Genomic DNA, 11,957 nt, shown 5'->3' with positions numbered 1-11,957 from the left:
GGACCTACAACGGAGATGCGTTTCGGTATCACGAAAGCCTCCTGGCAACGGTGTCGGCGAGGCGTTCCAGCAAGTGGGGAATGCGAACGCCGGCGGTGACCCTGAAAACCGGGACTTTCGCTACCAGGTCGTCCAGTACCTGGTCGGCCTGAGCTCGCAGTCCCTCCACCGACCGGCTCTGACACGCGAACCACGGATGGAGCCAGTCCTCGTCATCCGGGGTGCAGCACGCGGCGGCCAACTCGGCACGGGCGGTTTCGCCGTGCAGCCCCTGGATGCTGAGCGGGGTGTCATCGTCGCGAAGCCGTGGCAGAAGCACGAGGCGCAGTGGAGCGCCCTCGTGGACCTGGGCCGCGAACGCGGCGGCGAAATCCCGCGGGGTGCAGCTCGCCTTCTGATCCGTACCGAACGTGCGAGGGAGCACCCGGTGCGGTGGCAGGGCCTCGCGCGGCGTCAGAGCGGACAGTGTGCCTCCCGCGATGCGGATGGACAGTGGGACACCGATGACGTCGGCCGCGTTCTTAGTGAGCATCGCGCGATCGGAGGCCACCAGGTCCGCTCGGCGGTGGCAGGCGAGAGCGGCGAGCACGGTGGTCTTGCCGGCTGTGGTGGGTCCGGCGATGAGCACCCCGCTTCCGTCGATGGACGCCGCGGCGGCATGGAACGCGGTCCAGCCCCGGTCTTCGCCGCACCGCATCGCGACTTTCCGGACGATGCGCAGCAGATAGCGCTCTCCGCGATGTGCATCAGGGTGGAGGACGATGTGCAGGCGTCCGGTGGAGTCGTGCGCATAGAGATGGTCCTGGGACAGGTGCGAGCGGGGATGAGGGCGCCACCAGTCCACGTCACCCACCCGCGACCGCAGGTACGGCTCGCCGCGGAACGGCTCGACGCACCGGCTTTGCACCGTCTGGAGGCGGGCGGACCGGTCTACGAACAGCTCACGGTTGTGGCGGATACGGATGCTGGTCAGCCGACCACAGGGTGGGGCCAGCGCGGCCTCGGGGACGAAGCTGTGCAGGTGAGTGCGCTGCTCGACGGCGAAGTCCTGGTCCACCTCGACATCGAAGACGTGTCCGGCGAAGGTGACGGACGTCGTCGTGGTGGTGGTCATGAGCGGCTCCCCGCGGGAACCACGTCCTGGCTGCTGAGAAGCTCCTCGGTGGCCCCCGTGACCAGACGGCGTGCGATATCGACGCCCATCTTCACCGCGTGGTCCATGTTGCCGATCTCGTACCGCCAGGTACCGAACCGGCCGCGAGGGTAGATCGCTTGGCCTTCCAGCCACGGCACCGTCAACGCCAGCGCCTCGTCCCGGTCCAAAGTGGGGATCGGGTAGGCGTACGGGATCATCTCCACATGGGCGGTGGCCAGCTCGGCCAGCCCGGGAACCAGGCGATGTCGCCGCAGCGCAGCATCGGCGGCTTTCACCAGGGCACGCTGGTTGACCCGAGTCCCGGGCATCACGGAAATCTCCGTCATCCATGAGCTGAAGGCGGTGGTATCGGCGCGGGGCACGTTGGCAGGCGCGTACTTGCTGAAGTTGGTGGCGCGGTAGAACGGCACGTCGTCCTCCGGGAAGTAGAACCACGACCGCTCGTCCAGGGTGGGCGCCCGGTATCCGAGGCCGACCATGGCGACGGTGGTGTGCTTCAGCCCGCGGGCCGCCTCTCGCACGTCGAGTGGACTCGTCGTCGTCATGGCGGCCAGCCGGTCCAGGGGCAGGGTTGCCACGACCTGGTCGAAAGGCACCGCCTCACCGCTCTCCAGTCGCACGAGGCAGGCGCCCGGATCGATCGACGTGGCCGGGGCTCGGGTACGGACTCGGTTGCCAAGGCGGGCGCCCAGTCGTCGCCAGATCTCTCCAGTCCCCCCGACGGAGGGGAAGGCGAACGTGGAGTTCGGTCCCCACCGCTGCATGGGGGCCTTGACGCCGTAGAAGGCGGCCAGGATCTCGTCGAGGTCGACCGGTGCCACTCGCTCCGCGACCCAGCTCGCGCTCATCTTCTCCGGTGAGGTCGCCCAGACCTTGGTGTTGTACGGGGCGAAGAAGCGCTCGACGAGGCCGCTTCCGTACTGGGCCTGGAGCCACGTCGCGAAGTCGGTGTCGGTCGGCAGGGTCTGTTCACGCTGCTGGCACGCGTGGGTCAGCGACCGCAGGCACGCTTCGGCGTCGGCCTGCGGCAAGCAGTGGAGGTGCTGTTGGAAGGGGTAAGGCACCCAACGGTCGCGGAATCGGATGTACGAGGACCGGTCGTGGTGCAGCAGTTCATGCGGGGCGAAGAGCTCGTCCAGGAGTCGATCGAACTCTCCGAAGTGGGAGAAGACCACGTGGCCACCCAGGTCCCAGGTGAAGCCGGCGCGATCGACCACGGATGACGCCAGCCCTCCGACAGTGAGCGCCGCCTCCAGCAGGTTCCAGTTGCGGTGGCCGAGACGGTCCAGTTCGTTCGCGCATGCCAGTCCGCAGGGGCCGGCACCGAGGATGACGATCCGGCCGGGTAAGGGATTTTGGGCTTTGGGCATGGGTTCCTCTTTTCTGTATGTGCGTTGGTGATCGGTGTGAACAGGTCGCATCGCCGTCAGATCTCGCGTTTGGGCGTGCGAGGGTCAGGGGCGGTGATCTTGAAGGTGATCCAGACGGTCTTGCCGATGCCGTGCTGCTCGTCCACGCCCCATCCATCGGACAGTTCATCCACCAGGAGCAGTCCGCGGCCCGAGGTGTCATCAAGGTGCGGATGCTTCCGATGCGGCTGGTCCACCCCCTGGTCGTGAATCTCCAGCCGAACCACCGGTCCGCTGATGGCCAGCCGTGCCCGGAATCCGAAGCTGGGCGGACCTGCATGTACGAGCGCGTTGGTAGCGACCTCAGACAGAAACAGACACACGTCATCGAGGCGGTCCCGGACTCCCCAAGCCGACAGAGCCTCGACGGCGAACTTCCGTGCCTCGCTCACGGACGAGCCGTGCGGAGAGAAGATCCGCTCGCGCCGCAGGGGTGGGCCGCTATCGCTCCAAACCTCCGCGCTCCGAATGCCGGTACGGGGCGCTGCCTGTCGCCGCATCGCGCTGTCATCTGCTGCTGGCATTGCCGGAACACCACCTCGTCGCTCGCGTTCAGGGCGGGCATCGAGCCTGACGGCCAGGCAGCACGCCTCACTACGACATGAGCGCCGACGTCTGATTCGGTCTTGGCGAGGTGGACGACATGGGTACCGTCACGTTGTCGTCGTCTCCACCGTCATCTCCTTCGCACGCGGCAGCTCGCACTCCCGTATGCGGCATTGCGGGGCTACCGTCGAACCGACGAGCCGACCGGAACCCATCGGGGGATTGATGGCTCAAAGGCCCACTCTTCTAAGGACATTGATCACCAGGCGCCACTGGCAGGTGTTCGAGACCTTCAAGCTTCACTTCGAGCGCACTGCCAACGAACTCGCCGAACAGGACCGTGATCCGACGCTTGTCGGCCTGACGGTGTCCAAGCGGCAGTTTGAGCGGTGGTACGGGGGCGAGGTGAAGACCCGCCCCTACCCGGCCTTGTGCCGGGTACTGGAGGCAATGTTCCGATACCCCGTCGACGTCCTGCTCGGTCCAGCGAACGAGGACGGTGCCGCAGTCGATGCCGTTCCCCAGCTTCGGCTCGTCATGCCGACACGGCCGCCGTCACCCTCGCTCGAACCCAGCGAAGGGGACAGCGGCTTCGACGGCATCGAGTTCACCAGCAGACCCGTTCCAGGCGACAACGCCGGCCGGGACACGTTAGAGAGGCAGGTCGCCATGGCAGCTCGCCGTGCATTCCGCTTCAGCGCGATGGCAGAAGGCAGCAACGTAGGTCCCGAGACCCTGGACGAGCTCCACCAGGAGGTACGTCGTCTAGCCGCCGCCTACCCGCAGCTGCCGATGGCCCCCCTCCTCGGCGACCTCGTCGAAGTCCAAGACCTCTCCTTCCGCTTCCTCGAACACGGCCATGTCCGCCCCAGCCAGGCCCGCGAGTTGTACCTGCTCTCCGCCATCACCTCCGGCATGCTCGCCAAGGCCAGCCACGACCTCGGCGACCCGCGATCGGCGATGACACAGGCCCGGACCGCCTACGTCTGCGCGGACAACGCCGACCACCACGGCATGCGCGCCTGGGTCCGCGGTCTGCAATCCCTGATCGCCTACTGGGACGGCCGACACCAGGAAGCCTCCAAATACGCTGCCCTCGGCATCTCCCAGGTGGGGGGCGTGACCGGCACCAGCGCCGTATGGCTGTCTTGCTTGCAAGCCCGTGCCGGCGCCGCACTCGGCGATGTGGCGGCTGTACGGGAATCGCTCGCGGAGGCTGAACAGGCCCGCGATGCGGTGTCCCCCGACGACCTGGACGAGTTCGGCGGCATCATGACCTTCCCCGTACCACGCCAGCTCTACTACGCCGCCGACGCCACCGCCTGGCTGCCGAACGCCCCCGAGGCGGAGCATCAGGCTGAAGCGGCCGTTGCCGCCTACCGCCAAGCGGAACCCGAAGACTGGGCATTCGGTGACCAGGCCGGCGCCCACACTGACCTTGCCCTCGCCCGCATCCACGCCGGAAATCTCGACGGTGTCGACGAGGCCATGCGGCCCGTTCTCGACCTGTCTGTCGACCAGCGCATCAACGGCATCGTTGCCTCGGTGCGGCAGGTCCACACCGCGCTGCGTGATCCCCGATGGCTCACCGCACCCGAAGCCCGCGTGGCACGGGAGGAAATCGAGGCGTTCACCGCGGCCCCCGTCGCCGCCCTGCCCAGGTAACACCGCCCGCGAGTAGGGTCCCGACCATGCATCCGGTCGACATCGCAGGCCCCCGGCTTCAGTTGCGCGAACTCACCAGCGACGACGTGGACGCCGTACACGCCATCTACGGCGACGCCGAGGCCACCCGCCACCTGAGCTTCGAACCCCGAACCCATGAACAGGTCGGGGAGATCGTCGCCCGCTCCATCGCCTCCTCCGGCGAGCAACCCCGTACCGAATACGCCCTCGGTGTGGTCCGCCAGGAGGAAGGGGACCTGGTGGGCTTCGCCCGCCTGGCGCTCGACCCGCACGCCCAGAAAGCCGCCACCATCGGCTTTGCCCTGCGCCCCCACACATGGGGAGCGGGCCTGGGCACCGAAACCGTTCACCTCATGTGTGACCTCGGCTTCAACCACCTTGGCCTGCACCGCATCTGGGCCGCTCGCGCACCGCTGAACTCTGCCTCCGCCAAGACCCTGCTACGCGCCGGCATGACGGAGGAAGGCCGCATCCGGGAGCACGTGTTCGTACGGGGAGCGTGGAGGGACTCGATCACATACTCAGTCCTGGATCACGAATGGCGGGAGTCAGACGGATCCGCGACGGCCAAGGGATGATAGCCACCACGCCGTGACCAAACGCAGAGCGCCCGCCGGCCATGACCGACGCATGCGGTCATGGCCGATGCATCAGCACCGCGTTCGGTCCACCTCCTATCGGGTCAGCAGATCCACGGAGGCGCTCGGCTTCATCCCCTGGACCAAGGCATGGGCTCGGGGCGGCGATACCACCACCAAGCCTTCTGCGCCGAACCAGCTGTCGGCTCATCATGGCCATCGACGATGACGTGTTCTTCGTCGTCGACCGTCAACTCTTGATAGAGGTTGTCAACCTTGTCGAGGTAGCGCTTGTACAGCGTGGCCACGTTCTCCGGGAGTTGGCGCAGATACCCTTCGATGTCATCGCGATATCCGAGCACTTCCCGGTAGAACTCCACGGGGTACCAACCAGATGGCTCCCAGTCATTCTCGGCGCGTCGAGATAGCTTTTCCCACGCCCCCAGGTATGACTTGGCGATGCGTGCCACCTCGGCAACCTCAGCTGTGATGGTCAAACCATCCGCTTCGTCGCCGGTCCCCTTCAGCGACTGGAGGGATTCCGCAAATGAATCGGCCAGAGGTGTAGCAATCTTCTGCTCACGCACTACTTCCGGAAGGTTCATCACAGGAACATCCGGCAAACCATCAACGAATGCCTCAACGGCTGTGACTGTGAATGTTGGCTCGTCATCGTCTGACTCGCTCAGCCGTGCCCGTGTTGTCAGCCCCTCTGGGGTAACCAACCAGTGAGCGCTCATGGCGCTCTCCTGAGGAGGGTACAAGACGGACGTGCCAAGCCGGCTCGCGAGCGCTGCCGAGAATTCGGCTTCTGGAGGCTGCTGCCCCACCGAGTCCTGAGCGTAGATATCCAGGGATAGCGACACGCTGCCCAGGACGCGCGAGTATTCGCAGGACGCCAGGGCATCCCAGTTGCGGTCCTCTTGGTCGCCATCAGCGTCGGCAACATCCACTTCTCCCAATTGAACTCGGAAGATCGCAGCGAGAGCTTCAGCCATGACGCCCGGGTCACAGCTATCAACGAGGAAAAGATTATACGTCATGGTGTGTAAGTCCCGTTGTAGATGGCCATGGCCTTTTCGACGACTTCCGGGTTGTTGACGAAGCGAGGGTTACGCGTCAGTTGCGGAGCCGCCGAGAGATCCCCCTTAGCCTTTACGATCTGCGATAGCGCCGCATACTCATTCCGGTCCATTTCCACAAACCCTGGACCCTTGGCAGGGTATACGGTCCCGTTCTCATGGACACCGTAAGTGCGACCGTTGATCTCATAACGCTCACCGTCCGGCAGCCAGGTCGCCTTCCCTTCAGCGATGCCGGCGATATCCTTCTCGACCTCCTGAGAATATCCCGGGAGGATGATGGTGTTCTCTTCTTTGATGTTCTTACCCGCTCGACCTGCGCCACCAATGGTATGCCGATCGTTTGGCCGCTTGAGTGTTTTCCCGGCCGCAGGTCCCTTTATATTGCCTAAGGTTTCCCAGCCACTGGCCTTGGGAGTTCCGGAGGCTCCCCCACCGCTGCCCTCTGTGTTGCGCATCAAGGGGCGCCCGGTCGGGCCGACAGGGCCGACTGGCCCCTCGCCGGCCATCACGAGGCGCGGGCCACCCACATCCAGCTTCATCTTGCCGAAGGCGTTCTTGAAGCCGCCGGCGTCGCCTATAGCCTTCGCGGCGCGGCCCGCGCCGCCCAGGGCGCCCCCCAGCAAGACCCCAGTGGCTCCGGCCTGCTTGATCTCATCTAGGTTGATGCCCTTCTGGTCCCCCAGAAGGTTGCGGCCGCCCTGGGCGACGACCACGTCGACGGTGATGGCTTCGATGCCGCCGATGGCGGCAGTGGCCAGGACCGTTCCGGCGATCTCGGTGACGGTGGCAGAAACGGCGATGCCCGCCGTACTCGCTGCGGCGACGATCGCTTCGGTGGCGCCGACTGCCGCGAGCTCGGTGATGCCGCCAGTGAAGACGGCCAGGGCCGTACCGACGACCAGAACCGCGCCGGCGATCTCCAGCTCGTGCTCGATCTTCTTCTTGGCCTCGGCGACCTGGTCGGCGTACTTGTCCAGAGCCTTGGCCATGTCGCGGGCGGCGCTGGCCACGTCGTCGAGGTAGCCCTTGCCGCCGCCGTGGTACTTGCGCCAGAACTCCCCGAACGCATCGATCGACTTGCCCTTGTTGTTGTCGATGACGTCCTGGGCCTTCTTGTGGCAGGCGGCCGTGCAGTCCTCAACGTCGTCCGCGTACGTACGCCAAGCGCGGGCGGCTTCTCGGAGTTCGTCCTCGTTGCCCTCCGGCCACCACATGCCGGTGAGGTCCTGGACGATCTCCTTGGCCTTGTCGGCAGCGCCCATCACTTACCACCTTCAAAGCCGGACTTGGCCGAGTGGTCAGCGTCTTCGTGGTTGGCGGCCATGTCGTTCATGGCCTTGGTGATGCTGGACAGTCCCTTGGCCAGGGCTGCGGCTGCCTTCTCGATCTGCGCCTGGTGCGGGGCGTAGGCGTGCTCGAACTTCTTGCCCTGCTCGTCACCGCCCCACGGCTCCCCCAGTCCGCTCAGTGTGTGGCGAAGCTTGGTTGTCGCCCGTTCCAGGGCAACAGACTCTCGGTGGAACGTTGGAGCGGCGGACTTGAGTTGGTCGGTGTCTATGTCAAAGCCGTCGCCAGCCATACCGTGCCTCCCCGTTGGCCGTGTACTCGTAACCCGTCGCGAGCCGCCGACAATGCTTCGGCTCACAGATAGCGACCCTCGCATACGGCACTGACAATCGCCCTGGTGGGAGCGGGTTTCAGCCACGGTAGGACGCTGCCCGACTAGTGGCAGGGCAAGACCGCAGCCCCCTACCAGCCGGATTCCAGCAGGGGGCGATTCGCCGAGCGCACGTCCAATCGCTCGCTGTACGACCGCAGCAGAGCCACGGTCGTACAGCGGCGTGTTGGACAGCTAGCGACGCGGGCGGCGCTGCTGCTCGGCTGGTGCCGTAGTTGCCACCGCTGGCTGGGCGAAGTCAGGCCCGAGGGATGGGTACGAGTCCGCGGTCGTGGTGCGGAGGCGGGCTGCTGCGGCGCGGCGGTTGGGGATGGGGTTGCGTCCGGTGTGCTGAATGCGGGTGATCAGGACGCGGGCGGGTTGGCGGGCGGTGGCCAGTTCGCGCTGGGCGGCTGCTTCCTTGAGGAGTTGGTGGGGTTTGTGACCGCGGGCTTGGGCGTCGGCGAGGACGGTGGCGAGGGCCGGCCAGCCGGTGTCGGTGAGGATCCGCGCGGCGTGGTCGGGGATGGCGGCTCGTACGTCGCTGGCCAGGGTGCGGCGGGTCTCCTCCTTCGGCTGGCGTTGCACGAGGTCTGTGAGTTCCGGGGTGAGAGCGCGGTCGGCGGCGGTCCGCAGGTGCTGGAGGGCTTGGCGGGCGGCATCGGCTTGGTGTGCGTGGCCCTTGGCCTCATGCCAGCGTCCTGCGACGATTGCGGCCCAGACGAGCGCTGCGACCAGGGCGGCGAGGGCGCTGCCGTCGGGGCCGGTGGCGGTGTGGGCGATGTCGCGGGCCGCGTTACGCAGAGTATGGGCAGCTCGGTCTTCTGCCCGGATCTGGGAGCGCTGGGCCCGTGCGAACGCCTTCGAGGCGGCTTGGAGTTCAGCGCGCAGGTCGGTGGGCGCTGTCTGGGCGGTGGCTTCGATCAGTTCGCCGAGGGCGGTGATGTGCGCCTGGGCTCGTGCGTCGTAGGCAAGGTCGGTGTGGAGACTGTCGAGGGCGTCAGTTGCTCGGTGCCAGGGGGTGCTGGGCTGGGCGCGGCGGGCGGTGGGGTGCTCTTCGGGCTGGCTGGATTCGAGGCGGGCCTTGATCTTGGGAAGGGAGAGGTCGGGGGCGATCTTTCCGCCGGGGTGGAAGATCTGTTCGTCGTCCTTGTTGAGGTCGCCGGGGCGGCCGACGGCGTAGCCGAGGAGGTCGCCGGATGGTCCCCGCTTGGCCTTGACTCGGATGCCCTCGGCTTCGAGGTAGGCGAGGAGTTCCTCGGCGCTTGTGGCGTGGGGGATAGCGGCGCGGATGCGGTCCTGGAGCCAGTCCTTGCTGGTCTGTTCCCAGCCGAGGCGCTGGGCTTTGTGCATTTCGGCCTGGGTGGGACGTCGGGTGCCGGTGCGGTCGCCCTTCTTCAGGCGGCGCAGACCGTAGTCCTACTCGATCTCGCGGCATGCGTCGCCGACGCGGATGCCGCTGTCGTGGAGTTTGGGGCGGCGGCCGTCTTCGCGGACGGTGGTGGCGAGGATGTGGATGTGGTCGTCTGCGTGGCGTACGGCGATCCAGCGGCAGGCCAGGTCATCACCGGCAGGGGCGATGCCGGCCGCGGCGACGACGCGCTGGGCGATCTCGCTCCATTCGGTGTCGGAGAGGTAGCGGTCTTCGGGGGCGGCGCGGACGGGGCAGTGCCAGACGTGGTCGGTGACAGGCTTGCCGAACTCGCTGTTGCGCAGGCGGACGGGCTCGTCGAGGTGGCGGGCGAGTTCGGTGAGGGTGGCCGTCTCGTCGCGGCCGGGGTCGGGCATGCCGAGCATCGCGAAGCCGGCCACGATGTGCGGGTCGAAGTGTTCGTCGTGGGTTCCTCGGCCGTAGAGGTAGGCAAGCAGGCCACGGGTGTTGGCGCCGGGCGCCTTGATGGCGGCGATCATGCGGCAAGGTCCTCCCCCGGGTCGGCAGGCTGGCGCAGGGCCTCGGCTATCAGTTCCAGCAGGTGGTGGAGTTCGTCGAGGCGGTGGCGTATGTCGGGTGGGGTGAGGTCACTGTTGAGGGCGCGGGCGATCTGGTTGACGTTGACGCCGATGCGGTTGAGCTGACGCAGGACCTGGGCGCGAAACATGTGCGTGCGGCGGCGATCCTCGGACAGGGGAAGGTTGGCAGTGAACCGGCCGGTGATGAAGGCCAGGACGACATCGGCGGCGAAGCCGGACTCGCCCTTGTAGCCGTGCTCGGTGGCGGCCTCCTGAAGGCCGGCGTGCTCGTAGTCGGTGAACCGCAGCGGGCCGACGCGGACGGTGCGCTTGTTGCCGCTGAAGCGACGGATCGTGGGCTGGGCGTTCTTCACGGAGGGCTCGCCGGTGGCGCTCTCGGCAGCACGGGCGGGGCGGAGGGTCTCGCGTTGGATGGCGTGGAGCGTGTCCGGGTCGGGGCCACCCTCGGCCCCGACCCCTTGGCCCGGCGTCCCCTGGCGCTGGGCCGTCTCCGCCACCCCTGGGGCGGAGATCCCCGAAGGCCGGCCTTGAGTCGGACTCGGGGTACTACTGGCTCCGCCAGGGGCAATCCATCCGAATGCCCGCCGCAAAAGGCCCATCGCTCCAGGGGACTTCGTCAGCAGCCGTGGCTCGTTGTGAGTGACCTCGGCGTGGTGTGGGTCGTGCGTCATGGGTGGCTCTCCGGAAGGTGCGAGTGGGGCAGGCGGGCTGACGAGGAAGGGCAGGCAGAGTCCAGGCGGTCCACGGCCCCCTCCACAGGTGTGGATGACCAAGCGGTGAGGGGGCGGTGACCGGTGGCGGGGTGACCGGAAGGGTTCCGGTCACCCCATAGGGCGAGCGGTCAGTCCCTATCGGGACCGGTGCCGGAAGCGGCTTCGAGCTCGCGTCGAAGGACTTCCATCACCTCGGTCAGCCGTTCCCCGCTGACCGTCAGTCCCTTGGCCCGTATGGCCTTTTGGACAATGGCCCGGGTGACTTTGCGCTGCTCGGCAGCGGCGATACGACCGATCTCCACGAGTTCGTCGACCGTGGCACCAGCTGGGCGGCCCCCACGTGGTTTGCTGTCCGGTTCACGAAGCTGAGGTTCCGGCGACTGGGCGGAACTGCCAGCCGGTGGCTCAGCGGCGTGGACAGCCGCATCGGTCGCCGTCCCCCGTGCCTCATCCAACGCCGGTCCCAGTCGGCCGATCGGCCGGTCGACAAGCTGGTGGATCTGCCGCATCAGAACACCGAAGGCCAGCAGCGCGGCGGTCGGGGGTACGGCAGCGACCACATAGTCGAGCAGGGGCTTCGCTCCGGGACCGCCGGCTCCGCTGACCCCAGCTACGTTCAGCGCGATGGAACCGACCGACCCGGTGGCCGTGAGGGCGATGGCCCACCCATCGGTGAGCCGCCGCAGGCCCGCGCGAAGCATCAGCAACTCCCCCGCGACGATGAACGCGTCCAACGTCGCGGGCCAGGCCCATTGGCGTACGGGGGAACTCCTGAGTCCATGCTGCCCGGCAACCTCGGCGAGGTGCGCGTAGGAGAGCCAGAACCCACCAGCGGTCAGGGCAACGATGACGGTTCCCGCCGCGACGAGCGCATACGTCTCGGCGGTCTGTTTGGTCATCACCAGTTGCCCTCCTGAGCGCGGAGTGCGGCACGCACCGGGCTCCTGATCGGTGTGGTCGGCGGGTGGTGCGAGGGTGGTCAAGCGGGGTTCTCCTGTGGTGGTGGCGTAGTCCGTCTTGGCCGTCTTGGCCGTCTTGGCCGTTGAAACCGCAGGTCAGAGCTGGTACGGCACAGGTGCTGGCGTTCCGTCTCGGCGGCGGTGCCGACGTATTGCGGCACCGCCGCCCTCGGCGTGAACGTGGGGGTGGCAGTGGA

Annotated in this window: 10 protein-coding genes and 1 pseudogene; 2 read left to right on the top strand and 9 right to left on the bottom strand. The window is 67.1% G+C overall.

The features are described from left to right. Positions 1 to 28: 28 nt before the first annotated feature. Genes ACZ4XD_RS31565 through ACZ4XD_RS31555 form a run of 3 tightly spaced genes read right to left on the bottom strand, consistent with a single transcriptional unit; the run spans position 29 to position 2,957 of the window. Entirely contained in the window at positions 29 to 1,114 is a 1,086-nt protein-coding gene (locus ACZ4XD_RS31565) for a hypothetical protein (RefSeq protein ID WP_468047722.1), read from the bottom strand. Next, entirely contained in the window at positions 1,111 to 2,526 is a 1,416-nt protein-coding gene (locus ACZ4XD_RS31560) for a protoporphyrinogen/coproporphyrinogen oxidase (RefSeq protein WP_468047720.1), read from the bottom strand. Before ACZ4XD_RS31560 ends, ACZ4XD_RS31565 begins: the two co-directional genes overlap by 4 nt. 56 nt (positions 2,527 to 2,582) lie before the next feature. Beyond that, positions 2,583 to 2,957 carry an ATP-binding protein gene (locus ACZ4XD_RS31555; protein WP_468047718.1) on the bottom strand — a complete coding sequence of 125 codons (375 nt, stop codon included), beginning with the start codon at positions 2,955 to 2,957 and terminating at the stop codon, positions 2,583 to 2,585. Between the two features lie 433 nt (positions 2,958 to 3,390). On the opposite strand from ACZ4XD_RS31555, the gene ACZ4XD_RS31550 reads away from it, so the two are divergent. Together ACZ4XD_RS31550 and ACZ4XD_RS31545 are read left to right on the top strand one after the other, a co-directional pair. Continuing rightward, on the top strand, positions 3,391 to 4,776 hold the full coding sequence (locus ACZ4XD_RS31550; RefSeq protein WP_468047715.1) for a hypothetical protein: 1,386 nt from the start codon (positions 3,391 to 3,393) through the stop codon (positions 4,774 to 4,776). Between the two features lie 26 nt (positions 4,777 to 4,802). Continuing rightward, positions 4,803 to 5,375 carry a GNAT family N-acetyltransferase gene (locus ACZ4XD_RS31545; RefSeq protein WP_468047713.1) on the top strand — a complete coding sequence of 191 codons (573 nt, stop codon included), beginning with the start codon at positions 4,803 to 4,805 and terminating at the stop codon, positions 5,373 to 5,375. A gap of 131 nt (positions 5,376 to 5,506) precedes the next feature. Here the strand turns inward: ACZ4XD_RS31545 and ACZ4XD_RS31540 are convergent, their stop codons facing one another. The 6 genes and pseudogenes from ACZ4XD_RS31540 to ACZ4XD_RS31515 form a co-directional block, all read right to left on the bottom strand. Then, the gene (locus ACZ4XD_RS31540) at positions 5,507 to 6,373 is read right to left on the bottom strand and encodes a hypothetical protein (protein ID WP_468047711.1); all 867 of its coding nucleotides are present in this window, start codon (positions 6,371 to 6,373) and stop codon (positions 5,507 to 5,509) included. Between the two features lie 41 nt (positions 6,374 to 6,414). Continuing rightward, a complete protein-coding gene (locus ACZ4XD_RS31535) occupies positions 6,415 to 7,722 on the bottom strand; it encodes a WXG100 family type VII secretion target (protein ID WP_414505537.1) in 1,308 nt (435 codons plus the stop codon). After that, positions 7,722 to 8,039, bottom strand: coding sequence for a WXG100 family type VII secretion target (locus ACZ4XD_RS31530; RefSeq protein WP_468047708.1), 318 nt, complete (start codon positions 8,037 to 8,039; stop codon positions 7,722 to 7,724). The genes ACZ4XD_RS31535 and ACZ4XD_RS31530 overlap by 1 nt, the downstream gene beginning before the upstream one ends. 273 nt (positions 8,040 to 8,312) lie before the next feature. After that, positions 8,313 to 10,028: pseudogene (locus ACZ4XD_RS31525) on the bottom strand (relaxase/mobilization nuclease domain-containing protein). After that, the gene (locus ACZ4XD_RS31520; RefSeq protein ID WP_168480680.1) at positions 10,025 to 10,585 is read right to left on the bottom strand and encodes a MobC family plasmid mobilization relaxosome protein; all 561 of its coding nucleotides are present in this window, start codon (positions 10,583 to 10,585) and stop codon (positions 10,025 to 10,027) included. Before ACZ4XD_RS31520 ends, ACZ4XD_RS31525 begins: the two are co-directional and overlap by 4 nt. 344 nt (positions 10,586 to 10,929) lie before the next feature. After that, positions 10,930 to 11,700 (bottom strand): DUF2637 domain-containing protein, encoded by a 771-nt coding sequence (locus tag ACZ4XD_RS31515; protein WP_468047706.1) that lies wholly within the window; start codon positions 11,698 to 11,700, stop codon positions 10,930 to 10,932. Positions 11,701 to 11,957 lie beyond the last annotated feature (257 nt).

The sequence above is a fragment of the Streptomyces sp. NPDC029466 genome, assembly GCF_055574515.1.
This window is presented reverse-complemented; position numbering and strand designations above follow the sequence as displayed.

Bases quoted from the DNA above. Each gene is read 5' to 3' on its own strand.
- ACZ4XD_RS31565 (WP_468047722.1), bottom strand. From the start codon at position 1,114: ATGACCACCACCACGACGACGTCCGTCACCTTCGCCGGACACGTCTTC.
- ACZ4XD_RS31560 (WP_468047720.1), bottom strand. From the start codon at position 2,526: ATGCCCAAAGCCCAAAATCCCTTACCCGGCCGGATCGTCATCCTCGGT.
- ACZ4XD_RS31535 (WP_414505537.1), bottom strand. From the start codon at position 7,722: ATGGGCGCTGCCGACAAGGCCAAGGAGATCGTCCAGGACCTCACCGGC.
- ACZ4XD_RS31545 (WP_468047713.1), top strand. From the start codon at position 4,803: ATGCATCCGGTCGACATCGCAGGCCCCCGGCTTCAGTTGCGCGAACTC.
- ACZ4XD_RS31515 (WP_468047706.1), bottom strand. From the start codon at position 11,700: ATGACCAAACAGACCGCCGAGACGTATGCGCTCGTCGCGGCGGGAACC.
- ACZ4XD_RS31530 (WP_468047708.1), bottom strand. From the start codon at position 8,039: ATGGCTGGCGACGGCTTTGACATAGACACCGACCAACTCAAGTCCGCC.
- ACZ4XD_RS31540 (WP_468047711.1), bottom strand. From the start codon at position 6,373: ATGGCTGAAGCTCTCGCTGCGATCTTCCGAGTTCAATTGGGAGAAGTG.